This window comes from Aeromonas sp. QDB34 (assembly GCF_027705405.1).
GTDB lineage: Bacteria > Pseudomonadota > Gammaproteobacteria > Enterobacterales > Aeromonadaceae > Aeromonas > Aeromonas hydrophila.
Genome location: NZ_JAPDBT010000010.1, coordinates 44,998 through 68,723, shown reverse-complemented (window position 1 = coordinate 68,723; position 23,726 = coordinate 44,998). Strand labels below are relative to the sequence as shown.

The following is a 23,726-nucleotide window of genomic DNA, read 5'->3' as shown; positions in this document are numbered from 1 at the left end:
CGCCGACAGACGGGAAATCATGATATCCCGTTTGCTGGTCAGACCGCCAGTATGAGTCCCTTGGATGAGGGGACTCCCCGGCATCTTATTTGACCCGCCATTCGGGTAGAGGAGTGAGCAATGAGAACGTGGATCCTGTTGGCCCTGGCCATCAGTCAGGGGGCCTGGGCGCTGGCGCCGTGTGAGCGTGAAAGCCAGGTTGGCAGCTGGTGCGAGGTGAACATAGATCAGCTGCATCCGACCCAGGGCGGCGTGGGCCAGATCCAGGTCGACAACACCCAGGCCGAGCTGGCGGGCAAGAGTGCAAAGCAGCTCGACAAGTTGATGAAAAAGAAAGAGATCCCCATCGTCATTGCGCCCGATGGTGGTTACTGGCTGGTGGACAGGCACCATCTGACCAAGGCGCTGTGGCAGTCTGGCGTGAAGCAGGTGCGGGTCAAGGTGATCGCCAGGTTGCAGGACAAGGAGAACTTCTGGAGCCAGATGCAGTGCAACCACTGGGCTTGGCTCAAGGATGAAAAGGGCGGCGCACTGACGCCGCAGCAACTGCCGGCCCACATCGGCGAACTGCCGGATTACCCCTACCGGACGGTGGCCGGCCTGCTGCAGGATGCGGGCTATTTCGACAAGCGGGAGCAGGTCTACTTCGTCGAGTTTGCCTGGGCCAGCTGGCTCGGCCAGCAGATGGACTGGTTGCCGGTCGACAGCGCCAATCTGGCGGATCGCCTCTATCAGGCCAAGCGGCTGGCGTGCAGCAGCAAGGCGGCGGATCTGCCCGGTTATCCGGGCAAGCAGTGCAGGGTCAATCAGTCGCGCAGCGGCAACTGAGGGGATAGCCGCTATCAACGCAATTGCGGGGGGCCTATGCCCCCCGCTTCGTCATGATGGTTGCCGGGCCTGCTGCCAGTGCGCGGCGGCCTGTTCCAGCAGGGCTACTTCGCCTTGCTGGATCTGCGGCAGCAAGGCCTGCACCTGGGCATCCGGCCACTCCCACCAGGCCAGCGCCTGCAAGCGGGTGATCTCCTCCTCAGCAAAGCGCATCCTAATAACCTTGGCCGGCGTACCGGCCACCATGGCATAGGGCGGCACATCCTGATTGACCAGGGCGCGCGCCGCTATGATGGCGCCGTCGCCGACGGTGACCCCCGGCATGATCATGGCGTCCATGCCGATCCAGACATCGTTGCCGATGCGGGTGTCGCCGGCAGGGCGATAGCTGCGCTGGAGGGCATCGAGATCGGCAAACGGATAGGTGCTGATGAAGTCGGCATTGTGGGTGTGGTTGCCGCCCATCAGGATCTTCACCCCGGCGGCTATTTGCACATAGTCACCGATATGCAGCTGATCGATGTGCCAGAGCGGCTCCCAGCCGGTCTCTGGGCTGCGGCTGAAGCTGTCGCCGTGCAGATAGCGCACGGCGGCCTCTTCAAACGGGCCGTCCCAGGCGCCGGAGTAGTAGCTGTGGCACCCCTTCAGGTGGATGTTGGGGTTGCTCACCGTCAGGTGCAGGTACTCGACCTGCGACCAGTGTTGGCAGGGTTTCATGGTTGTCTCCTCGTTCAAATGGATAGGGTGGATGACGCGAGGAGCGCAGCTAATAGATCCAGACCAGCAGGCGGGGCACGCACAGGGTCGAGCAGCCCAGATCCTGGGGTAAACGGGGTCGCAGCATGGAGAGTGCGGGTCCTGAAGGGTGGATCGGCATGGTAAGTCATATGAGGATGGGGGCCAAGCCAAGCATCGTTATCTGGTCAAAACCTGCACGAAATATCGGGTTGATATTCATTCTCAACTGGGCATGATAAAAGTCCCACCCATCAACTTGGGAGATCGGCATGACCCATCAAATCTGGCAGCGCTACATGCTGGAGGCTGAAAACGCACTGGGCGCAGGCGCGCTCGGCACCGCCATCTGCCTCTATCAGCAGGCCCTCGCCGAGGTATACGAACTGAGTGACGGCGAGCTGGACGAGTTGGCCAGCATGCGGGTGGCGACCTGCCACCGGCTGGCCGATTTCTGGCGCGCCATGGAGGAGCCGGCCTACGAGCTGCGCTACCTCAAGCTGGCCTCCGAGCTGGTGACGGCATTGGTGCCCCAGTGCCCGAACCAGGAGTGCGAATCCCTCATCAGCGAACTGGGTTGCTGTCGGGCGGCGCTGCTCTCTTTCCTCAAGCGCCACCCCAATCCCGACATCGCCCGCTTGATCCAGCTGCAGGATCAGGTGCAGGGCTGCGAGCTGATCGGCCGTTTTCGCCTCAACTGAGGATCATTTACGGCCTTTGAGGCGCTGGGCGATCCGCGTTTGTGCTTCTTCCCCCTGCAGGGCGAGGGAGAAGGCGCGCGCCTCCAGATCGATGATGAAGTGCACCGCCTGCCTGAGCTCCTGCTTGAGCAGCGCCTTGCTCTTTTGCAGTGCCTTCGGCGCCTTGTGCGCCAGCTTCAAACCCTGCTCCCGGGCAAAGGGGAGCAGGGCTTCGGCCGCCAGCACCCGGTTGGCGAGCCCCAGCCGCAGTGCCTCGTCGGCATCGATGGCTTCGGCCAGCAGCAATAGTTCCGCCGCCTTCAAGTGACCCACGCTGCGCGGCAGCAGCAGGCTGGAGGCAAACTCCGGCACCAACCCCAGCTCGACGAAGGGCAGTTGCAGGCGGGCATTGTCGGCCAGATAGACCAGATCGCAGTGCAGCAGCAGGGTGGTGCCAATCCCCACCGCCGCACCGCCGACTGCGGCGATCACCGGTTTCGGGAAGTCGGCCAGGGTGTGGAGGAACTGCAAGATAGGATCGTCTGCCTCCAGGGTCTCTTTCCCCACGAAGTCGGCCAGATCATTGCCGGCGGTAAAGCAGTCGCTCTGCCCCTGGATGAGCAGGGCATGGATGGCGTCATCTTCCGTCGCTTGTCGCAAGGCGTCGGTGAGCGCACGATACATGGCCGTATTGAGGGCATTGCGCTTGTCGGGACGATTGAGGGTCAGGGTGAGCAAGCCATCCTGCTGCTCGATAATGATAATGGGGTCCATGTCTAAATCCTTGTTATTGCTGGCTGTCAAAAGCTTACTGCTGCGGTAATCTTTGCGGCGTTTAACAACATCATAAAAGGATTTCAACCATGTTTAAACGTGCGTTCTATTCCCTGCTGGCCCTGGGGCTGGCTGCTCCCGCCCTGGCCAAGGTCGAGGCCGTCGACGGCTATGTGCGCCTGTTGCCGCCAGGCTCGCCCAACACCGCCGCCTTCCTGGTGCTGAAGAATGATGCCGATCAGCCGGTCAAGCTGGTGGCTGCCGCCTCGCCCGAGGTGGGCCGCGCCGAGCTGCACACCCATCTGCACGAGAACGGCGTGATGAAGATGCGCCAGGTCGAGAGCATTGAGGTGCCGGCCAAGGGCGAAGTGGCGCTCAAACCCGGCAGCTTTCACATCATGCTGTTCGAAGTGCGCGAGCTTTCCCAGGGCACCCCTTTCCCGCTGACATTGACCATGGATGATGGCCAGAAGCTGGAGTTGAGCCTGCCGGTGAAGCCGATTGAACCCATGGCTGGCATGCAGCACTGACATTAATGGACGCTTGTTCAGTTTTTTACACTGTGTATTCCCGTCGCACTGGGTAAAATGATGGCCTTTCCAGTCCATAGATAGAGAGTGACGTGATGAAGAAGACCTTGATTGCCGGTTGCGTACTGGCCCTGTTCAGCCAGGCTGCCATGGCTGCCGATGACTGGCGTTTCGCTGCCGGTACCGATGTATGGAATGCTCAGGGCAGCGGCCAGATCAACGGTGTCGGGGCCAACGGCAGCTACGACGAGAACTACAACTGGAGCGGCTACCTGCAACTGGAGCACGGCATCATCCTGCTGCCCAACGCCAAGTTCGAGATCTCCGATTTCGGTACCAGCGGCGGCGCCCTCAACAACGATCTGATGGCGTATGACCTGAGCCTCTACTATCGCCTGTTCAACAACGACCTGTTCCAGATCGATCTGGGTCTGACCGGTCGTCGCTACGATGGTGATTTCAACACCCAGCACTACTCCTATGACAAGGACGTGCTGATGGCCTACACCGGCGCCGAAGTGCGCATCCCGGGTACCGGCTTTGCTGCCTTCGGCGATGCCCGCGTGCAGGATGCCGACAACTACGACTACCGTCTGGGCGGTTCCTACAAGTTCGCGACCGTACCGCTCAAGGTGCGTGCCGGTTGGCGTGATGCGAGCATGGACTTCGATCGCGTTGACCAGCGGGTCGACGGCTGGTTCATCGGTGGCGAATTCACCTTCTAATTCCGGCAACGGCTGATGACGATGCCCCCATCATCCCGATGGCGGCATCCGACGAGGAAAGAGCATGGGTCATATCATAGTGACGGGGGCGGGGTCCGGTCTGGGCCGGGCGCTCACCATAGGTCTGGTTGAACGCGGTCATCAGGTCTCCATGATGGGGCGTCGTTATCAGAGGCTGCAGGAGCAGGAGGAGTTGCTTGGCAAGGCGGTGATCGGCATCGCCGCCGATCTGGCGCACCACGAAGAAGTGGATGTGGCGTTCGCCGCTGCGGTGGAGTGGGGCGGTTTGCCCGAGCTGGTGCTGCACTGTGCCGGCGTGGGCGAGTTCGGCCCGGTCGGCGTCTATACCGCCGAGCAGATCCGCCGAGTGGTGGAGAGCAACCTCATCTCCACCATTCTGGTGGCCCAACAGACGGTGCGCCTCATCGGCGACAAGGGCGGTGTGCTGGCCAACGTGCTCTCCTCCGCCGCCCAGGTGGGCAAGGCCAACGAGAGCCTCTATTGTGCCTCCAAATGGGGCATGCGCGGCTTTCTGGAGTCGTTGCGGGCCGAGCTGAAAGGCTCGCCGCTGCGGCTGGTGAACCTCTATCCGAGCGGGATCCGCAGCGAATTCTGGGACAACTCGGATCACGTGGACAGCAGCGGCTTCATGACCCCGGAAGACGCCGCCGCCTACATGCTGGATGCGCTGGAAGCCAGAAGCAGCTGCCATGTGACCGATCTCTTCATCGGTCGCAACTAGTGGCGGCCAGCCTCGCCTCTGCCCTGCGGCAGAAAACAAAAAGCGCGCCTAATGGCGCGCTTTTTTATGGGGGCTAGGGGGCGTAATTAACGACCCAGCTTGGCCTTGAGCAGGGCAACGATCTCGCTGATCGCCACTTCCTGCTTCTCGCCGGTGCGGCGGCACTTGTACTCCACCACACCGTTGTCCAGACCGCGATCGCCGATAACGATGGCGTGCGGCACACCCAGCAGCTCCATGTCGGCGAACATCACGCCCGGGCGCTCTTTACGGTCATCGAACAGCACATCCACACCGGCGGCCTTCAGCTCGGTGTAGAACTGCTGTGCCTGCTCGGCCACGCGCTCGGATTTGTGCATGTTCATCGGCACGATGGCCACTTCGAACGGGGCGATGGCTTCCGGCCAGATGATGCCGTACTGGTCGTTGTTCTGCTCGATGGCGGCAGCCACCAGACGGGAAACCCCGATACCGTAGCAACCCATCTCCATGGTGACGGACTTGCCGCCCTCGTTCAGCACGCTCGCCTTCATGGCTTCGGAGTACTTGGTACCCAGCTGGAAGATGTGGCCCACTTCGATGCCGCGCTTGAGCAGCAGCTTGCCCTGACCGCACGGGCTCGGGTCGCCTTCTACCACGTTGCGCAGGTCGGCCACTTCATAGGTCGCGATGTCGCGATCCCAGTTGGCTCCAGTCAGGTGGAAGCCGGTCTCGTTGGCGCCACAGACGAAGTCGGCCAGATGGGCGGCGCTGCGATCGGCGATGATGCGACCGGCAAAGCCGACCGGACCGATGGAGCCTGCGTCGCAACCGGCAGCAGCCTTGATCTGCTCGTCGTTGGCGAAGGTCAGCGGGTTGGCAACACCCGGCAGTTTCTCGGCCTTGATTTCGTTCAGCTCGTGATCGCCACGCAGGACCAGTGCGATGACGGCCTGGTTGCCGTGCTCGTCCTCTTCACCCAGCACCAGCAGGGTCTTGGCAATGGCGCTCGGCGCCACGTTCAGGAAGGCGGCCACATCAATGATGGTGTGGACGGCCGGAGTGGCGACCTTGGTCAGGGCCGAGGTGGCGGCAGCACGCTCGCCAGCCGGTGCCAGCGCTTCGGCCATCTCGATGTTGGCGGCGTAATCTGATGTATCGGAGAAGGCGATCAGATCTTCACCGCTCTCGGCCAGCACCTGGAATTCGTGGGAGCCGGTACCACCGATGGAGCCGGTATCGGCCTGCACCGGACGGAAGTTCAGCCCCATGCGGGTGAAGGCGGCGCAGTAGGCGGCGTGCATCCGCTCGTAGGTTTCGATCAGCGAAGCCTTGTCGATGTGGAAGGAGTAGGCGTCCTTCATCAGGAATTCGCGACCGCGCATCACGCCGAAGCGGGGACGCACTTCATCGCGGAATTTGGTCTGGATCTGGTAGAGGTTGAGCGGCAGCTGCTTGTAGCTGTTCACTTCGTAACGTACCAGCGAGGTGATCACCTCTTCGTGGGTTGGACCCAGCACGAAGGGACGGTTGTGACGGTCGGTCAGACGGCACAGCTCGGGACCGTAGTCATCCCAGCGGCCGGACTCCTGCCACAGCTCGGCGGGTTGCACCACCGGCATGGAGACTTCGATGGCACCAGCATTGTTCATCTCTTCGCGAACAATGTTCTCGATTTTTTTCAGAACCCGCAGACCGGACGGCAGCCAGGCATACATGCCGGAGGCCAGTTTGCGGATCATGCCGGCGCGCAGCATCAGCTGATGGCTGACGATCTCGGCATCGGACGGGGTTTCCTTGAGAGTGGAAAGCAGATATTGGCTGGTACGCATCGCGGTAGACCTTAGCTAAGACGGGCGGCTGGGCCCTGGATAATTTCAAGAGCGGAATTTTAACAGGCCGGACCCTGCGGCCCAAGGGCTAAATTCGTACGACGGGAGAAAGCGGGGGCATAGCCCCCGCGTTGGTCAGACCCGAAATTGCGACAGCAGGCGCTGTTGCAGCAGGCTGGCCTGATGCAGGGAGGAGGCGAGCTGCAGGCACTCCTGCGCCTCCTGCTCGCCGGTCTGGGCTTGCAGGCTGATGCCGGAGACCTTGTCCGAGGTGTGGCTCAGGGTATGGGAGAGCTGACCGGTGGCATCCGCCACCTGTTGCACCATGTCTGCCAGATGATCGATGGCCTCTTCCACCTTGAACAGGATCTGCCTGGTGTTGTCAGAGTCCTCCATGCCGGATTCCACCGTCTTCAGATTGCGCTGCATCATCAGATAGGCCTTCTCGGTCTGTTGCTGGATGCTGTTGATCACCTCGGTTATTTCGGCGCTGGAGGAGGCGGTGCGATTGGCCAGGGTGCGCACCTCGTCGGCCACCACGGCAAAGCCGCGACCCATCTCGCCGGCCCGGGCCGCCTCGATGGCGGCGTTGAGCGCCAGCAGGTTGGTCTGCTCCGAAATGCTGCTGATGGTGGAGATGATCTGGCCAATCTGGCTGGCCTGCTCCTTGAGGGCGTTGATGGCGTTGGCGCACTCGCCCACCTCCACCACTACCCGCTGCATGCCGTTGCTGGCGGAGGTCACGTATTGGCTGCTCTCGGCGGTGAGCTGGCGTACCTCGTTGGCATTTTGCGCCGCCAGGCTGCAGTTATCCGAGATGGAGGTGGCGACCTGGACCATCTGCTCGCTGTCGTGGTGCAGTGCCTGGGCGTGTTCGGCGGTCTGGCGGCTACTCTGGCTGATGGCTTCGACCCGGTTGACCGAGGTGTGAACGTGCTCGCTGATGTGCTGATTGTTGTCCATGGTGGAGCTGATCATCTTCTGCAGTTTCTCGATAAAGCGATCCACGCTGCCGGCCAGCGAGCCAATCTCGTCGTCGCGCTTGAGATTGATGCGGGCATTGAGGTCGCCTTCGCCTGCCGCGATGTCCTGCATGCGTTGATTGACCTGCAGCAGGGGTTTGACGATGGTGCGCACCAGCCAGAAGCCGCACAGGGTCACGAGCAGCAGGCTCAACAGCAGACCCCCCAGCAGCAGGTTCTTGGTGTGGCTGATGATGCTGTTGAGCTGGTTCACCTGATCCTCTACCGTGGCGTCCCCCTTGGCCTCGACCTCGACCAGTTGTTGCTTGAGCTGGTCGGCGCTGCGTTCATAGTTGACCAGTTGACCCTGATACTCGCTCAGTGCCGCCATCCACTGCACCATCAGCCGCTGCACCTCAGTTTGCAAGGTGCGGTACTGGGTTGCCAGCGACTGGCCGGCAAATTCCCCTTCGCCGGGCACATCAAACATGCCGCTGCCCAGCATGGCGTCGACCGCTTCCTGGTAGAAGCGGGTCGCCTCTTTCATCTCGGCCTGGATGGCGGGAGTCGGCCCCTCGCTCTGCATCTTCTCCAGCGCATAGAGCTGGCGCAGGAAGCCGATGTTGGCCTCCATGCCGCCATCGGCGGCATGCCAGCGGGTGGCCAGACCGCCATTCCAGCTGATGGCCTGATCCGGCGACTGGGTCAGACTCTCGACCGCGCCGTCCCCTACCACCTCAAGTTGAGTCGAGAGGCGGGACATACGCTCCGAGCTGGCGCGCAGCGCCTGATCGACGCTGGTAAAGGCCCGGTAGAGTGCCAGCAACTGCTCCTGTTGCTGCTGATAGGCCAGATGCTGCTGCTCCATCGCGTTGATGGCGGTAGCGTCGATCAGCCGGCCTTCCCCCACCCGGCGCATGGCATCGGCGGTGGCCGCTCTGGCGCGCTGCAGCTCCGGCTCATCGAGCGGAATGCCTCTGAGCATCTTCTGGATGTAGAGCGACTGGTTGCCGAGCTCGATGGACCCCTCCATGGCGCCGTCGGCAGTCTGCCAGGCGGCGCCCAATACATAGGAGAGCAGATCGGCCAGTCGCTGGCTGCCATACCAGCCGACGATGCCCATCCCCAGCGTGCAGCTGAGCAGAATGGTCAGCCCGAGATTCGATGTGGTGACAATTTTCATGATGCAGGACCTTCCTTGGCTCCGAACAAACCCAATTCAGTGTTTTATCAATGGCGGGAATCCGCCATTCCCGATGAAAAATAAAGTTGTTGCCATGCCCGGATCCAAGCATGGCTGGCAACGGGTGAACGTGCCGAGAATCCGCCCCGATCCTCACCGCCCTATGCTGGATACTTATCCAGTTATTCTTTATGCTATGAGCCAATTTACAGATAGCTGGTTTGGTGAGGAGATTGCCGTGATTGGTCGCTTGAGAGGCGTAGTCATTGAGAAACAACCCCCCGAGGTACTGCTGGAGGTCGGGGGCGTGGGCTATGAGGTACAGATGCCCATGAGCTGCTTCTATGATCTGCCCGAGATCGGCAAGGAGGCGACCATCCACATCCACTTCGTGGTGCGGGAAGATGCCCAGCTGCTCTATGGCTTCAATCACAAGCAGGAACGGGCGCTGTTTCGCGAACTGATCAAGACCAACGGGGTCGGTCCCAAGCTGGCGCTGGCCATCCTCTCCGGCATGACCGCCACCCAGTTCGTGCTGAGCGTCGAGCGCGAAGAGATCAGCTCCCTGGTCAAGTTGCCGGGGGTGGGCAAGAAGACCGCCGAGCGGCTGGTGGTGGAGATGAAGGACCGGCTCAAGGGCTGGGTCAGCCACGATCTCTTCTCGCCGGCCGAGATCACCCTGCCTGCCAGAGAGAGTGCCCTGCGGGCGCCGGATTCGAGCGAAGAGGCGGCCAGCGCGCTGGTGGCGCTTGGCTACAAGCCGCAGCAGGCCAGCCAGATCGTCAGCAAGGTCGCTGCCGACGGCATGTCGGTGGAAGATATCATCCGTGAAGCACTGCGCAGCCTGGTGTGAGGTAGACAATGATTGAAGCGGATCGTCTCATCTCCGCCTCCGGCGGGCGAGAAGAGGAAGTCATCGATCGGGCCATCCGGCCCAAGCTGCTGGCCGATTACACCGGTCAGGATCCCGTCTGCGAGCAGATGGAGATCTTCATCGCGGCGGCGCGCCAGCGTGGCGAGGCGCTCGATCACCTGTTGATCTTCGGCCCGCCGGGGCTTGGCAAGACCACGCTGGCCAACATCGTTGCCAACGAGATGGGGGTCAACATCAAGACCACTTCCGGCCCGGTGCTGGAGAAGGCCGGCGATCTGGCGGCACTGCTCACCAACCTCGAACCGAACGACGTGCTGTTCATCGACGAGATCCACCGCCTCAGTCCGGTGGTGGAGGAGGTGCTCTACCCGGCGATGGAGGATTACCAGCTCGATATCATGATCGGGGAGGGGCCCGCCGCCCGTTCCATCAAGCTCGATCTGCCCCCCTTCACCCTGATCGGTGCCACTACCCGGGCTGGCTCCCTCACCAGTCCGCTGCGGGATCGTTTTGGCATAGTGCAACGGCTCGAGTTCTACAACGTCAAGGATCTGACCGACATCGTCGCGCGCAGCGCCCGTTGCCTCGGGCTCGACATGACGGAAGACGGTGCACTGGAGGTGGCGCGTCGTTCGCGCGGTACGCCGCGAATTGCTAACCGTTTGTTGCGCCGGGTGCGCGATTTTGCCCAGGTGAAATCTGACGGTCGCATCGATGGACCCATAGCGGCCCGAGCCATGGACATGCTGGACGTGGATAATGAAGGCTTCGACTTCATGGACCGCAAGCTATTGTTGGCTGTGATAGACAAGTTTCTGGGCGGGCCGGTGGGGCTCGACAACCTGGCGGCTGCCATCGGGGAGGAGAAGGACACTATCGAGGATGTACTCGAGCCTTATCTGATCCAGCAGGGCTATCTGCAACGTACACCCAGAGGGCGGATCGCGACACCAAGAGCTTATGCGCATTTTGGCCTGCAACGGCCAGATGAAGGGTGAAAATAGCTGATTGAACAAAAAACCGCCGCTAGAGGCGGTTTTTTGTTATCCGGGCAAAAAAAAGCCCACTGCGGATGCGGTGGGCAAAGACAATTCAGGATGGATGTTCACAGACAGTGAGTGCGTCTGGAGACAGACCGGTAAAAAAACAGAGGAGCCGTCGCGAGGCCTCAGAGTCGGTTCATTTGATAGAGCTGCACGAACGAAAGCTTGTAGTAACGGATGGTTTTAGCAACAAACTTTTTCATCTTTGATTCCAATAAACAGGTTCGAAATGTTTATCGAATACGTACCGGGAACCCAGATTGACCGGCCTGTATCCAAGGGTATGCCCTCACTGCGAGGCGCATTGTAGGAGCTCTATCGGACTCGGACAAACAAGAAAAATTACCTATCTCAGATTAGATTAACTAATCATTTTTCCGGCTTATGGAATTAGCATGAACATGCGTTTTTAGTGGTTTTTAATTAGTTTTATTCGGACCCGGCACAGCCACAGGAAACATTATGAAAACGACCTTGCCAGTTGTTTTTTAACAGAACCATTACTAATTGGTGATAAATATAAATTTGATTTAAATCAATGATTTGCGATCTTTGTTTTTTTGTGACGCAGCTCTCTAAAATAAATCTCATCGGTCGTTAAAATGCCTTTAAAAGGCATGTATTCATGATGGTTTTACATTGATTTCAATCAAATAAAGGTGATATAAAACGCAGGTCATTATGGGCGGGAATAAAGCAAGCTGGATTGTTTTGTAATTGTTAAACATTAGCTTTTTTTGTTCCCTATTATTGACTTGTTGTTAATGTGGTGGCAGTCGAATCCGGTCGTCAGTGCAAAACTGGAACATGACCGATAATTCGGGGACTTCCAACGGAAGCTTTGTCCTTAAAACTTAAAATAGCCGTGCCAATAATCGGTGAGGAAACATCATGATTGCTGAGCATGTGGTAGACCTATCGCGGTTCCAATTCGCTGCGACGGCCCTTTATCACTTCCTGTTTGTGCCCCTGACGCTCGGAATGGCCTTCATTCTGGCGATCATGGAGTCTGTCTATGTGATGACCAACAACCCTGTCTACCGGGACATGACCAAGTTCTGGGGCAAGTTGTTTGGTATCAACTTTGCCCTTGGGGTCACCACAGGGCTGACCATGGAGTTTCAGTTCGGTACCAACTGGGCTTACTACTCCCACTACGTCGGCGATATCTTCGGGGCCCCGCTGGCCATCGAAGGCTTGATGGCCTTCTTCCTGGAATCCACCTTCGTCGGTATGTTCTTCTTCGGTTGGGATCGCCTCTCCAAGCGTCAGCACCTGGCTGCGACCTGGCTGATGGCACTCGGGACCAACCTCTCCGCCCTCTGGATCCTGGTGGCCAACGGCTGGATGCAGAACCCGGTCGGTGCCGAGTTCAACTTCGAATCCATGCGGATGGAGATGGTGAGCTTCGCCGAGCTGGTGTTCAACCCGGTTGCCCAGGTCAAGTTCGTGCATACCGTCGCGGCCGGCTACACCACGGGCGCCATGTTCGTGCTGGGTATCTCTTCCTACTACCTGCTGAAGAATCGTGACGTGGCCTTTGCCCGTCGCTCCTTCGCCATTGCAGCCGCTTTCGGTATGGCTTCCATCCTCTCCGTGCTGATCCTCGGTGACGAGTCCGGTTACGAGACCGGTGAAGTGCAGAAGGTGAAACTGGCGGCCATCGAGGCCGAGTGGAACACCGAGCCGGCACCTGCCTCCTTTACCCTGTTCGGCATTCCGAATCAGGAGGAGATGCGCACCGACTACGCCATCAAGATCCCCTATGCGCTCGGCATCATCGCTACCCGTTCCCTGGATGGTCAGGTCACCGGCCTCAAGGATCTGAAGAGCGAGCATGAGCTGCGCGTGCGCAACGGCATGACCGCCTACGACCTGTTGACCAAGCTGCAATCCGGCGACAAGTCCGACGATACCCGTGCCCGCTTCGATGAAGTGAAGCAGGATCTGGGCTACGGTCTGCTGCTCAAGCGCTACACCAACAACGTTACCGATGCCACCGACGAACAGATCAAGGCAGCCGTGGATGACTCCATCCCGCAGGTTGCACCGCTGTTCTTTGCCTTCCGCATCATGGTTGCCTGCGGCATGCTGATGCTGCTGCTGATCGGTCTGGCTTTCTATGACAGCACCCGCCACAAGATCGGCGAGCGCAAATGGCTGCTCAAGGCGCTGCTGTACGGTATCCCCTTGCCCTGGATCGCCATCGAGTGTGGCTGGTTCGTCGCTGAGTATGGCCGTCAGCCCTGGACCATCGCCGAAGTGCTGCCGACCTCCGTCTCTGCATCCAATGTGCCGGCGTCCGAGATCTGGTTCTCTCTGATCGGGATCTGCCTGTTCTATACCGTACTGCTGATCATCGAGATGTACCTGATGTTCAAGTACGCGCGTCTGGGCCCAAGCAGCCTGAAGACGGGCAAGTACCACTTCGAACAGAGCAAGGCATAAGGAGAGTAACCCATGTTTGATTACGAAATGTTGCGTCTGGTCTGGTGGGTGCTGGTCGGTGTCTTGCTGATCGGTTTCGCCATCACCGACGGCTTCGATATGGGGGTGGGCGCACTGCTCCCCTTCGTCGGCAAGAAGGATGTCGAGCGTCGGGTGATGCTCAACACCATGGGCCCGCACTGGGAGGGCAACCAGGTATGGCTGGTGACTGCCGGTGGTGCCCTGTTTGCCGCCTGGCCCATGGTCTATGCCGCCGCCTTCTCCGGCTTCTACATCGCCATGATCCTGACGCTGATGGCCCTGTTCTTCCGCCCGGTCGGCTTCAAGTACCGTTCCCTGCGTGAAGACGCCAAGTGGCGCAGCAACTGGGACTGGGCGCTGTTCGTCGGCAGTGCGGTGCCGCCCATCGTGTTCGGCGTGGCATTCGGCAACCTGCTGCAGGGCGTACCGTTCGACTTCAACCAGTTCATGATGCTGACCTATCACGGCAACTTCTTCGGTCTGCTCAATCCGTTCGGCCTGCTGGCCGGCCTGGTGAGCCTGTTCATGCTGGTCACTCAGGGTGCGACCTGGCTGATGATGAAGACCGACGGTGAAGTGCTGGCCCGCTCCCGCACTGCCGCCATGATCTGCTCGCTGCTGACGCTGGTGCTGTTCGGTCTGGCCGGTTTCTGGGTCAGCGGCATGGAAGGCTATGTGGTGGTCAAGGCGGCCGCGACCGATGCCGTTTCCAATCCGATGAACAAGGACGTGGTGCGTCAGGCCGGAGCCTGGATGAACAACTACAGCCTCTATCCCTGGATGGTTGCAGCACCTGTGCTGGGTCTGGCCATGAGCCTGCTGACCGCGCTGTTCGCCAAACTGAACAAGGGCTGGCTGGCGTTCACTACCTCCTCCCTGGCGGTTGCCGGCGTGATCCTGACAGCAGGCTTCTCCATGTTCCCGTTCGTGATGCCTTCCAGTCTTGAGCCGTCACTGAGCCTGACCATGTGGGATGCCACAGCCTCCTTCAACACCCTCAAGGTGATGACGGTGGCGGCAGCCATCTTTGTACCGATTGTGCTGGGTTATACCCTGTGGACCTACATCAAGATGTTCGGCCGGGTGACCAGCAAGCACATCGAAGACAACCAACAATCGCTCTACTAAGAAGGTGCCCTGATATGTGGTATTTCACCTGGATCCTGGGTCTGTTGCTGGCTTGCGCATTCGGCATCATCAATGCGCTCTGGCTGGAGCACACCGAGAACATGGATCGCCAGATCGATGAGAACAAGTGATCGACTCGCCCGGTTGGCCGCTCCATTGGAGCGCCAACCTTGGCAGGGGTTGATGCTGTTGGCGGCGGCCCTGTTGGCCGTCGCCATTTTACAGGCTCCCAACCTGGTGGCCGCCAATACCAGCGAGCACGGGCTCTGGCTCGCGCCCTGGCTGATGTGGGCGGTCTGTTGTGGCGTCATGCACGGGCTGGGATTTCATCCCCGCAGCCTCATCGGTCGTGTGCTGTTTTGCCCCTGGCTCGCCTGGCCCAGTTTGTTATATGGGCTCTGGTTGACCCAAGGCTATTTCCTTTCATAAAAAACGGGGGGAGGCAGGATTTCCCTGCTTCCCCCTGCTTCTTTCCTATTCAGCCCTGCGCTATGATAGCCCCCCATCTGACTGTCGAATGGATCACAGATTGTTATGGGGGAAGTCTCTGAGTTTCCGGTACGGGTCTACTACGAAGACACCGATGCCGGGGGCATCGTCTACAACGCCAATTATCTCAAGTTTATGGAACGTGCTCGCACCGAGTTCCTGCGCTGCGGCGGCATCGAACAGGATGTCATGCTGCGCGACGGGTTCGCGTTTGTGGTGAGTCGAACAGAGATCGATTTCCGCTCGGCGGCCCGATTTAATGAGCTTTTGACTGTATTAACGCAAGTGACTGAAGTGAAACGCGCCTCCATGCGTTTTTCACAACGGATACTGGCGGCTGATGGACGACTGATCACCCAGGCCATGGTACAGATAGCCTGTGTCAGTCATCCGCATATGAAACCTGTTGCAATACCTGAAAATGTGAAGGGAGTGCTGTTAAGTGCACGCTGAAATTTCGTTTATTGGCCTGTTTTGGCAAGCCAGCCTGCTGGTAAAACTGGTCATGATGACCCTGATGGGTATGTCGGTAGTCTCTTGGGCGCTGATCATCCAGCGTTCCAAGGCCATCAAGGCAGCCAATCTCGCATCGGAGCAATTTGAAGACAGATTCTGGTCCGGGGTCGATCTGAACCGTCTCTACCAGGAGTCCTCCTCCCGTCGCGACGACATCGAAGGCATGGAAGATATCTTCTACTCCGGCTTCAAGGAGTACGCCCGTCTGCTCAAGGCCGGTGCCCGTGGTCAGGATGCGGTGATGGACGGTACTTACCGTGCCATGCGGGTCTCCCTTTCCCGCGCCGTGGACGAACTGGAATCCAACCTGCCGGTGCTGGCGACCATCGGCTCCATCAGCCCCTATATCGGTCTGTTTGGTACCGTCTGGGGGATCATGAACGCCTTTATCGCCCTGGGTCAGGTGCAGCAGGCCACCCTGCAGATGGTGGCACCCGGTATCGCGGAAGCGCTGATCGCCACCGCCATGGGTCTGTTTGCCGCCATCCCGGCCGTTATCTTCTACAACCGCTTCTCCAACAAGGTCGAGCGGCTGGAAAACGCCTACGCCAACTTCATGGACGAGTTCACCACCATTCTGAACCGTCAAATTGCTCAGCAGCAGGGTGATCAGTAATGCAAACCTATCAGCGGATCCGGCGCAAGAAGGTGGCCGAGATCAACGTGGTTCCCTATATCGACGTCATGCTGGTGCTGCTTATCATCTTCATGGCGGTGACGCCCGTGATCACGCAAGGGGTCAAGGTTGACCTGCCACAGGCGGAATCCGAGCAGTTGCCGGAAGATGCCAAGCCGCCCTTCATCGTCAGCGTCAACACCGAAGGCGAGTACGTCATCAAGGCCGGCGAGGCGGATGACGAGCCGGTGCCTGCCGGTACTCCCGAGGCGATGCAGCAATACATCACCGTGAAGGCCATGGGCTATCTGGCCATCAATCAGAACGCCCCCGTGGTGGTCGCCGGCGACAAGTCGGTGCGCTACGAAGAGGTGATCCTGCTGATGGTGGCCCTCAAGAAAGCGGGTGTGCCTCAGGTCGGCCTGATGACGGATCCGGTGAACTGACGGAGATGGATGTGAAGCGTGGTATTTCCGGTTATCTCATCGCGTCGCTTCTGCTGCACCTGATCATCGGCATCATCCTGTTTGTCGGGCTCGATTTCAGCAAGCCGAAGCGACCCGAGTCGAAGGGGCAGATCGTCAACGCCGTCATGCTCGACGAGAATTTCCTCAACGAGCAGGCCAAGCAGATCCAGCAGCAGAAGTCTCAGCCCAAGCCGCAGAAGGTAGAGAAAGAGAAGGATAAGGAAGACACGGACATCGCCAAGCGCGAGCTGGCCCAGCAGCAGGAGCGGCTGCGTATTGCCGAGACCAAGCGCAAGGAGGCCGAAGAGGCCACCCGCAAGGCCGAGGCTGAAAAGCAGAAGAAGGTAGCCGAGCAGAAGCAGGCGGAAGAGAAGGCCCAGAAGGCCGAGGAAGCCCGCAAACTGGAAGAGCAGAAAGCCAAGAAGGTGGAAGCCGAGCGCAAGGCTGCGGAAGAAGAGAGCAAGGCGCTGGCGCTGAAGAAGAAAAAGGAACAAGAGAAGAAAGAGGCCGAAGAGAAGCAGGCCAAGGCGGACGCAGCCAAGAAGGCTGAAGCCGAGAAGAAGGCCAAGCAGGAGGCTGAGAAGAAAGCCAAGGCCGAAGCGGACAAGAAAGCCAAGGCGGAGGCTGAGAAGAAAGCCAAGGCCGAAGCCGACAAGAAAGCCAAGGAGGCCAAGGAAGAGGCCGCCAAGAAGGCAAAAGCTGACGCAGAGAAGAAAGCCAAGGCGGAGGCCGACAAGCAGGCCAAGATCGCGGCAGAGCGCAAGCGCAAGGCGGCCGAGGAGGCCAAGCTGCAAAAAGAGATGGAAGACATGATGCAGCAGCAGCTGGCGGCTGAGGCCAATGCCCGCAGTCAGGCGGCATCTGCTGCAGCGCAGGGCGAGGTCGACAAATACGCGGCACTCATCAAGGCGACTGTTGAGCGATATATGATTTTGGATCCCACCATGCGGGGCAAAACATGTACTATCGGCGTACGTCTTGCGAGCACTGGCTTTGTCATTTCGGTAGATAACGGCCAGGGTGACCCGGCGGTATGTCGTTCCGGCAAGGCGGCCGTATTGAAGGCCAACCAACTGCCGGTACCGAAGGATCCTGCGGCGTTCGAGATGTTGAAGGAGTTCAACCTCAAGTTGGAACCGAGCATCTAAGGCCTGGGTAAGGTAAATCGTGTAGCGTGGTTGGCAGCATCTTGCCGAGAAAGGAAGTTAATCTCTCATTTTTTTGGAACCGAGTATTTAAGCCATGATAAGAAAAGTGTTTTTTGCTTTGGTTGGCTGTTTGTTGCTGGGCCAGAGCGCCCAGGCGGCCTTGGACATCGTCATCACCGGCGGTATCGACAGTGCCCGACCCATTGCGGTCGCCCCCTTCAAGTGGGAAGGCAATGGCCAGCTGCCGCAGGACATCGCGGAAGTGGTCTCCAACGACCTGATGCGCAGCGGCAAGTTCAAGCCGCTGGCTCGTGGCCAGATGCCGCAGACGCCGAGCACCAGCGGCGAAATCAACTTCGCACCCTGGGCTTCGCAAGGGGTCGAGGCTGTGGTGGTCGGTTCCATTGCCGCTGTCGGCGACGGTACCTACAAGATCAACTTCGAGCTGGTCGACGTGCTGAAGGGCCAACTGGCCAAGGCGCAAGGCGGCGAGAGCAACGGCTACATCCTGGACAGCCGCATGGCGACCATCCCGGGTGCCCAGATGCGTCAGTTCGCTCACCGCATCTCCGACATCGTCTATGAGCGCCTGACCGGCGAACGTGGTGCCTTCCTGACCCGCCTGGCCTATGTCTCCGTCCAGCAGGGCACCCAGTTCCCGTATCAGCTGCGCATCGCCGACTACGACGGTTACAACGAGAAGACCCTGCTGCGCTCCCGCGAGCCCTTGATGTCTCCGGCCTGGTCGCCGGATGGCAGCAAGCTGGCCTACGTGAGTTTCGAGAACCAGAAGTCCGAGATCTACGTGCAGGATATCTACACCCAGCAACGCAGCCTGATCACTAGTTTCCGCGGGATCAACGGCGCGCCTGAGTGGTCTCCGGATGGTCGTCGTCTGGCTATCGTTCTCTCCAAGGATGGTTCACCGAACCTCTATGTGGTTGATGTCGCTAGCAAGCAGCTGACCCGCGTCACAACCAGCCGGGTGATCGACACCGAACCCTCCTGGATGCCGGACGGGCAAAATTTGTTGTTCACCTCTGAACGTGGTGGCAAACCCCAGATTTATAGCGTAAATTTGGCGACTGGTATGACTCGCCGGATGACTTGGGAAGGTGAATCCAACCAGGGCGCATCCATCACTCCTGATGGCAAAATCATGGTGATGGTGACTCGTGTTCAGGGGCAGTACCGTATTGCCCGCCAGGACATGGAAAACAATGCCCTGCTGGTCCTTACCCAGAGTGCGCTGGATGAGTCGCCAAGTGTGGCTCCCAATGGCAGCATGATCATTTATGCCACCATCTATCAGGGTCGTAAGAGTCTCGCGTTGGTGTCGACTGATGGTCGCTTCAAGGCTGTGCTTCCGACCAGTAGCGGTGAAATTCGTGCACCAGCTTGGTCGCCCTTCTTGAATTGATAAAAATCCAATTGTTTTTTGTTTTGTTATAAAGGTTTAAGGAAATAGCATGCAACTCAATAAACTGCTCAAGGGTTTGGCCATCGCACTGCCACTGTTCACCCTGGCCGCTTGTAGCTCTTCTTCTGATTCTGACGCCGCTGGTGCTGAATCAGGTATGACCGACGGCATGGGCGGTGTACAAACCGGCGGCGCCAACGGCATGTTGTCCCCGGAAGAGCAGATGCGTCAGAAGTTCGAAGCGCTGCAACGTGACAACGTGATCTACTTCCCGTTCGACGGTTACGATATCCAGGGTCAGTATGCTGATCTGCTGGATGCCCACGCCAGCTACCTGCGCGAGCGCCCGAGCGTTAAAGTCCTGATCGAAGGTCACGCCGATGAGCGCGGTACTCCGGAGTACAACATCGCCCTGGGCGAGCGTCGTGCCAAGGCCGTTGCCAAGTATCTGCAAACCCTGGGTGTGCAGGCCGAGCAGCTCTCCATCGTCAGCTATGGCGAAGAGAAGCCGCTGGACATGTCCCACACCGAGGATGCCTTTGCCAAAAACCGCCGTGCGGTTCTGGTTTACTAAGGTTTAAACCGAACGAAGTTCGTTTATATGCAAGCGGCCATTTCGATGGCCGTTTTATTTGCACTAAACGCCAAGGTTTGATCCGAATGAAATCTGCATAAGCGAGCGACGATGGCGCTGGCCGTTTTATTTGCCCTAAACGCTAAGGTTTGATCCGAATGAAATCTGTGTACAAGCAAGCTGTTGTTGCGCTGGCCGTATTGGTTGCTCTCAATGCGCAGGCGGCGGCTCCCGTCAGCGATCTGAGCGGTGACTCGGGTGGTGGAGTTGTCCTTAGTGGCAACAACGGCGCCATCGTGCCCACCGGCAGCCTGGAAGACAGGGTTGCCCTGCTGGAGCGCACCCTCAATGCCCGTCTGCGGCTGCAAGCCGAATTGCAGCAGCAGGTCGACTCTCTGCAAGGGGAGGTCTCCGAGCTGCGCGGTCAGCTGGAACAGCAGACCTACCAGATGGAACAGTCGCAAGAGCGTCAGCGTCAGCTCTATCAGGAGCTCGACAAGGTGGCCAACAGCCAGCCTGCTGCTACGCCAGCAGCCCCGGCAGCCGCCGCTGCGAGTGCGACACCGGCAGCTGCGGCCAACTACTCGACCAACCTGAATGAGAACCAGGCCTACGATGCGGCCGTAAACATGGTGCTCAAGGAGAAGAACTACGACAAGGCCATCCCCGCCTTCGAAGGGTTCATCAAACAGTATCCAAGCTCGAGCTATGTCCCCAATGCCCATTACTGGCTGGGTCAGCTGTTGTTCAACAAGGGTGACCGGACCGGCGCTGCTGCCCAGTTCACCACGGTGGCAACCAAGTTCAGCAAGTCGCCCAAGCGAGCCGATGCGCTGTTGAAGCTGGGCATGCTGGCACAGCTTGACGGCAAGAAGGCGGAAGCGAAGAACTTCTATGAGCAGGTGATCAAGGGCTATCCCAACACCTCGCCGGCCCAACTGGCCAAGCAGAGTTTGAGCAAGCTGTAACATTGCTGCATGTCACTGTTTTCGTAACAGTCTTGTAAATACAGCCCCGCTTTGTATGCGCAATGAACAAACAGATTGAATTTAAGATTTTTCTATTGCGCCAGGATGATAAATCCGTAATATAGGCCGCCGTCAGAGCCGGTGCAGTATTGCAGTCGGTCCTGGTCGTGGTGAGGGTCGTTAGCTCAGTCGGTAGAGCAGTTGACTTTTAATCAATTGGTCGCTGGTTCGAATCCAGCACGACCCACCATTCTCTCCACAAGGTGGAGACAGCATTCCCAGGTCGCTTAGCTCAGCTGGGAGAGCACCTCCCTTACAAGGAGGGGGTCACTGGTTCGATCCCAGTAGCGACCACCAGTTTTAAACTGTTTGCCAAGGCAAGCAGTGTGCCAGGCAAGTCGGTGTGGGTCGTTAGCTCAGTCGGTAGAGCAGTTGACTCTTAATCAATTGGTCGTAGGTTCGATCCCTACACGACCCACCAATCTGGCCACAAGAATTCCCAGGTCGTTTAGCTCAGCTGGGAGAGCACCTCCCTTACAAGGAGGGGGTCACTGGTTCGATCCCAGTAACGACCACCAGTTTGTAAAAAATGATTTAGATGGGTCGTTAGCTCAGTCGGTAGAGCAGTTGACTTTTAATCAATTGGTCGCTGGTTCGAATCCAGCACGACCCACCATCATTTCAAGAATCCCAGGTCGTTTAGCTCAGCTGGGAGAGCACCTCCCTTACAAGGAGGGGGTCACTGGTTCGATCCCAGTAACGACCAACCCANCTCCCAGGTCGTTTAGCTCAGCTGGGAGAGCACCTCCCTTACAAGGAGGGGGTCACTGGTTCGATCCCAGTAACGACCACCAGATTGAAAAAGCCCGCAGCAATGCGGGATTTTTTTATGGCCGTTCGGCGTCAGGTTCTCAGTCGATCGAGCTGGGTAGCCAGTGCCGTGGCAGCCTGCTCCAGCTGCTCGCTCAGGTGATGGCTGGCGTTGGCCTCTTGCCCCAGGGTGGTGGCGGCGTCGCCGATCCGCATCAGATTCTGGTTGATGGTGTCGCTGACGGCGCTCTGCTGCTCGGCCGCCGTGGCCACCTGGCTGATGTGATCGTGGATCTGCTGGATCTGGGTGACCACCTGATTGAGGGCCTCAAAGGCCTGCTCCGTCCCTTCCACCGTGCTGGCCGAGCGAGTGATGCCGGTACTCATTAACTGCTGGCTGCTGCTGACCTCGGTCTGCAGGCTGCCGATGAGCTGACCTATCTCGTCGGTGGACTCCCGGGTCTTGTTGGCCAGCGCCCGCACTTCGTCCGCCACCACGGCAAAACCGCGCCCCATATCACCCGCCCGCGCCGCCTCGATGGCCGCATTGAGCGCCAGCAGGTTGGTCTGCTCGGCGATGGCCCTGATCACGTCGAGAATACGGCTGATGTTGGTGCTGCGCTGAGCCACCTGGGCGACGGCCTTGTCGGCGAGGTGCATGTCTTCAACCAAGGTGTGGATCTCGGTGCGGGCCCGGCTCAGGGTCTGCTGTGCCGTGCTGATGTGATGGGTGGCCGTTTCCGACTCCTGGGCTGCCTGCTCGGCATAGCCTGCCACGCTGACCGCAGTGGTGCTCATCTGATGCATGGCACTGACCACGCTCTCCAGCTCCAGGCTCTGCTCGTCCAGACTGCTGCGCATGGTGTCTGCTGTCTGTTTCATGCCCTGGGCCTGCTGGTGCACCTGCTGGCCGATTTGCTTGCTGCCCTGCACCATGCCGCGCAACTTGCCGAGGAAGGCGTTGAGGTGGCCGCCCAGCTCGATCAGCTCCTGGTGGGTATCTATCCTCATCTGCTGGGTCAGGTCCCCCTCGTTGCTGGAGAGGTGGGATACATGGCGGCTGATGAGGGAGAGGGGGGCCGTGATGGTCTGGATGAACCAGATGAGCAGCGCCAGCGCCAGCAGGGTGATGACGACGATGGTGATCAGTTGTTGCTGCTGGGTGGCCTGCAGCAAGTCGCCAAGCTGGTTGCTGATGGTATTGGCCTGGCTGAGAGCCAGCGCCTTGGGTACCTTGAGCATCAGCCACCACTGGGTGTCGGCGGCGTCGATCCTGACCGGTTGTTGCAGGATGAAGTCGGTCTCGGTGTCCTGCTCCTGGCCGGTGGGGGCGGTGAGGCCGGCTTCCGTCAGCGGCCGCCCCAGCTTGTCGGCGTGACGGTTGCTGCCGACGATGAGACCCATCTTGCTGACCAGAGTGACCTCGGCCTGGTTGTCATACAGGCTCTTGCCGAGGTTCTCGGCCAGTTGCTGGAAGATGGGCAGGTTCATGTCGACGCCGGTGATGCCGGCGAACTTGCCGGCTTTCAGAACGGGCACCGTCAGGCTGGTCATCAGCATCTTGTTGCCTGGGCTTATCTCGTAGAGGTAGGGCTCCATCAGACAGGGGCGCAGGGTGTCGCGGCCGCACAGGTACCATTCGCTGTTGCGGATGCCGAACTCGTTGACCGAGGTGTCGTATTTGGCGGCACTGGTGGCGGCATCCACCGGCTGCTGGCTGATCTGGCCACCCTGGTCGCGGGTGAAATAAATCTCCAGGCTGCCCTTGCCGACGACGGAGTGGGAGGCGCCGGCCTGCCAGCTGGCATCCTGGCCGTCGTACCCGTCGGGTTCAAACTGGGCATAGATGGAACTGATGCCGCCCGCTTGCTGCAGTCGGCTGTGAAGCAGCGTTTCGACCTGGGGGCGGCTCAGCAGCCTGTCCGGCTGCGCCATGCTGCCCTCCAGCTGGGCCGCCATGCCCAGCGGCACCTGATAGGACTGCTGCAGCAGGTCGGCGATCTGCACCGCATAGCGTTCGGCCTGGAACTGCAGGGTACGGGAGACTTCTTGTTCCAGCGCCTGGCGGGTCTGGCTGACGATGTTGCTGCGCAGGGTGTTCAGCGAGGAGGACTGCATCAGGGTCATGGCGAGGCCGCTGGCGAGAAACAGCCCCATGGTGAGCAATAGCAGCTTGGTTTTGAGGGAACGTTGTTTCATTCGACAACTCCTTTGGCAAGAATGACAACGAATTA

At 59.3% G+C, this 23,726-nt stretch carries 23 protein-coding genes and 7 tRNA genes; 25 read left to right on the top strand and 5 right to left on the bottom strand.

All coding sequences use genetic code 11. The annotated features are described in order from the left end of the window. The first annotated feature begins 120 nt into the window (after positions 1-120). The gene (locus OKC29_RS14485; protein WP_011707381.1) at positions 121-828 is read left to right on the top strand and encodes a ParB-like protein; all 708 of its coding nucleotides are present in this window, start codon (positions 121-123) and stop codon (positions 826-828) included. A gap of 51 nt (positions 829-879) precedes the next feature. Here OKC29_RS14485 and OKC29_RS14480 read toward each other — a convergent pair whose 3' ends face one another. Further along, entirely contained in the window at positions 880-1,545 is a 666-nt protein-coding gene (locus tag OKC29_RS14480; protein ID WP_073351725.1) for a CatB-related O-acetyltransferase, read from the bottom strand. A gap of 290 nt (positions 1,546-1,835) precedes the next feature. On the opposite strand from OKC29_RS14480, the gene OKC29_RS14475 reads away from it, so the two are divergent. After that, on the top strand, positions 1,836-2,264 hold the full coding sequence (locus OKC29_RS14475) for a DUF2753 domain-containing protein (RefSeq protein WP_011707379.1): 429 nt from the start codon (positions 1,836-1,838) through the stop codon (positions 2,262-2,264). Positions 2,265-2,267: 3 nt separating this feature from the next. Here OKC29_RS14475 and OKC29_RS14470 read toward each other — a convergent pair whose 3' ends face one another. Beyond that, on the bottom strand, positions 2,268-3,017 hold the full coding sequence (locus tag OKC29_RS14470) for an enoyl-CoA hydratase-related protein (RefSeq protein ID WP_162275777.1): 750 nt from the start codon (positions 3,015-3,017) through the stop codon (positions 2,268-2,270). Between the two features lie 89 nt (positions 3,018-3,106). Here OKC29_RS14470 and OKC29_RS14465 point away from each other — a divergent pair, with 89 nt between their 5' ends. From OKC29_RS14465 to OKC29_RS14455, 3 genes are all read left to right on the top strand, one after another. Then, entirely contained in the window at positions 3,107-3,547 is a 441-nt protein-coding gene (locus OKC29_RS14465) for a copper chaperone PCu(A)C (protein WP_011707377.1), read from the top strand. Between the two features lie 95 nt (positions 3,548-3,642). Continuing rightward, positions 3,643-4,272 (top strand): TIGR04219 family outer membrane beta-barrel protein, encoded by a 630-nt coding sequence (locus tag OKC29_RS14460; RefSeq protein ID WP_011707376.1) that lies wholly within the window; start codon positions 3,643-3,645, stop codon positions 4,270-4,272. Positions 4,273-4,336: 64 nt separating this feature from the next. Continuing rightward, entirely contained in the window at positions 4,337-5,014 is a 678-nt protein-coding gene (locus OKC29_RS14455) for an SDR family oxidoreductase (RefSeq protein WP_011707375.1), read from the top strand. A gap of 86 nt (positions 5,015-5,100) precedes the next feature. On the opposite strand, the gene OKC29_RS14450 is transcribed toward OKC29_RS14455, so the two are convergent. Further along, positions 5,101-6,825 carry a proline--tRNA ligase gene (locus OKC29_RS14450; protein WP_073351722.1) on the bottom strand — a complete coding sequence of 575 codons (1,725 nt, stop codon included), beginning with the start codon at positions 6,823-6,825 and terminating at the stop codon, positions 5,101-5,103. Between the two features lie 135 nt (positions 6,826-6,960). Continuing rightward, complete coding sequence (locus OKC29_RS14445; protein WP_073351720.1) at positions 6,961-8,970, bottom strand: methyl-accepting chemotaxis protein; 2,010 nt, start codon at positions 8,968-8,970, stop codon at positions 6,961-6,963. Positions 8,971-9,208: 238 nt separating this feature from the next. Here OKC29_RS14445 and ruvA point away from each other — a divergent pair, with 238 nt between their 5' ends. From ruvA to OKC29_RS14345, 20 genes are all read left to right on the top strand, one after another. Continuing rightward, the gene (ruvA, locus tag OKC29_RS14440; protein ID WP_073352585.1) at positions 9,209-9,823 is read left to right on the top strand and encodes a Holliday junction branch migration protein RuvA; all 615 of its coding nucleotides are present in this window, start codon (positions 9,209-9,211) and stop codon (positions 9,821-9,823) included. Between the two features lie 8 nt (positions 9,824-9,831). After that, on the top strand, positions 9,832-10,842 hold the full coding sequence (gene ruvB / locus OKC29_RS14435) for a Holliday junction branch migration DNA helicase RuvB (protein WP_011707371.1): 1,011 nt from the start codon (positions 9,832-9,834) through the stop codon (positions 10,840-10,842). Between the two features lie 936 nt (positions 10,843-11,778). Further along, positions 11,779-13,335 (top strand): cytochrome ubiquinol oxidase subunit I, encoded by a 1,557-nt coding sequence (gene cydA / locus OKC29_RS14430; RefSeq protein ID WP_011707370.1) that lies wholly within the window; start codon positions 11,779-11,781, stop codon positions 13,333-13,335. Between the two features lie 12 nt (positions 13,336-13,347). Continuing rightward, on the top strand, positions 13,348-14,484 hold the full coding sequence (cydB, locus tag OKC29_RS14425) for a cytochrome d ubiquinol oxidase subunit II (protein WP_073351718.1): 1,137 nt from the start codon (positions 13,348-13,350) through the stop codon (positions 14,482-14,484). Positions 14,485-14,498: 14 nt separating this feature from the next. Next, positions 14,499-14,615: a cytochrome bd-I oxidase subunit CydX gene (gene cydX / locus OKC29_RS14420; RefSeq protein ID WP_005304933.1), complete on the top strand. Its 117-nt coding sequence runs from the start codon at positions 14,499-14,501 to the stop codon at positions 14,613-14,615. After that, the gene (locus tag OKC29_RS14415) at positions 14,602-14,913 is read left to right on the top strand and encodes a cyd operon YbgE family protein (RefSeq protein WP_039213707.1); all 312 of its coding nucleotides are present in this window, start codon (positions 14,602-14,604) and stop codon (positions 14,911-14,913) included. Before cydX ends, OKC29_RS14415 begins: the two co-directional genes overlap by 14 nt. A gap of 105 nt (positions 14,914-15,018) precedes the next feature. Further along, complete coding sequence (gene ybgC / locus OKC29_RS14410) at positions 15,019-15,426, top strand: tol-pal system-associated acyl-CoA thioesterase (protein ID WP_011707367.1); 408 nt, start codon at positions 15,019-15,021, stop codon at positions 15,424-15,426. Beyond that, complete coding sequence (gene tolQ, locus OKC29_RS14405; protein ID WP_011707366.1) at positions 15,416-16,105, top strand: protein TolQ; 690 nt, start codon at positions 15,416-15,418, stop codon at positions 16,103-16,105. Before ybgC ends, tolQ begins: the two co-directional genes overlap by 11 nt. After that, the gene (tolR, locus tag OKC29_RS14400; RefSeq protein WP_270669311.1) at positions 16,105-16,551 is read left to right on the top strand and encodes a protein TolR; all 447 of its coding nucleotides are present in this window, start codon (positions 16,105-16,107) and stop codon (positions 16,549-16,551) included. The genes tolQ and tolR overlap by 1 nt, the downstream gene beginning before the upstream one ends. Before the next feature lie 5 nt (positions 16,552-16,556). Then, positions 16,557-17,720 (top strand): cell envelope integrity protein TolA, encoded by a 1,164-nt coding sequence (tolA, locus tag OKC29_RS14395; protein ID WP_011707364.1) that lies wholly within the window; start codon positions 16,557-16,559, stop codon positions 17,718-17,720. Positions 17,721-17,814: 94 nt separating this feature from the next. Further along, complete coding sequence (gene tolB / locus OKC29_RS14390) at positions 17,815-19,140, top strand: Tol-Pal system beta propeller repeat protein TolB (protein WP_011707363.1); 1,326 nt, start codon at positions 17,815-17,817, stop codon at positions 19,138-19,140. Between the two features lie 49 nt (positions 19,141-19,189). Next, positions 19,190-19,714 (top strand): peptidoglycan-associated lipoprotein Pal, encoded by a 525-nt coding sequence (gene pal / locus OKC29_RS14385; protein WP_005304908.1) that lies wholly within the window; start codon positions 19,190-19,192, stop codon positions 19,712-19,714. A 158-nt stretch (positions 19,715-19,872) separates the two neighbouring features. Further along, a complete protein-coding gene (ybgF, locus tag OKC29_RS14380) occupies positions 19,873-20,682 on the top strand; it encodes a tol-pal system protein YbgF (RefSeq protein WP_024945827.1) in 810 nt (269 codons plus the stop codon). Positions 20,683-20,856: 174 nt separating this feature from the next. After that, positions 20,857-20,932 (top strand) — tRNA-Lys (locus OKC29_RS14375). A gap of 31 nt (positions 20,933-20,963) precedes the next feature. Then, positions 20,964-21,039 (top strand) — tRNA-Val (locus tag OKC29_RS14370). 48 nt (positions 21,040-21,087) lie between these two features. Beyond that, a tRNA-Lys gene (locus tag OKC29_RS14365) sits at positions 21,088-21,163 on the top strand. Positions 21,164-21,184: 21 nt separating this feature from the next. After that, a tRNA-Val gene (locus tag OKC29_RS14360) sits at positions 21,185-21,260 on the top strand. Between the two features lie 22 nt (positions 21,261-21,282). Further along, positions 21,283-21,358 (top strand) — tRNA-Lys (locus tag OKC29_RS14355). A 17-nt stretch (positions 21,359-21,375) separates the two neighbouring features. Next, positions 21,376-21,448: transfer RNA gene (locus OKC29_RS14350), tRNA-Val, on the top strand. A gap of 12 nt (positions 21,449-21,460) precedes the next feature. Beyond that, a tRNA-Val gene (locus OKC29_RS14345) sits at positions 21,461-21,536 on the top strand. Positions 21,537-21,585: 49 nt separating this feature from the next. Here the strand turns inward: OKC29_RS14345 and OKC29_RS14340 are convergent. After that, positions 21,586-23,691: a methyl-accepting chemotaxis protein gene (locus OKC29_RS14340; protein WP_073351716.1), complete on the bottom strand. Its 2,106-nt coding sequence runs from the start codon at positions 23,689-23,691 to the stop codon at positions 21,586-21,588. Positions 23,692-23,726 lie beyond the last annotated feature (35 nt).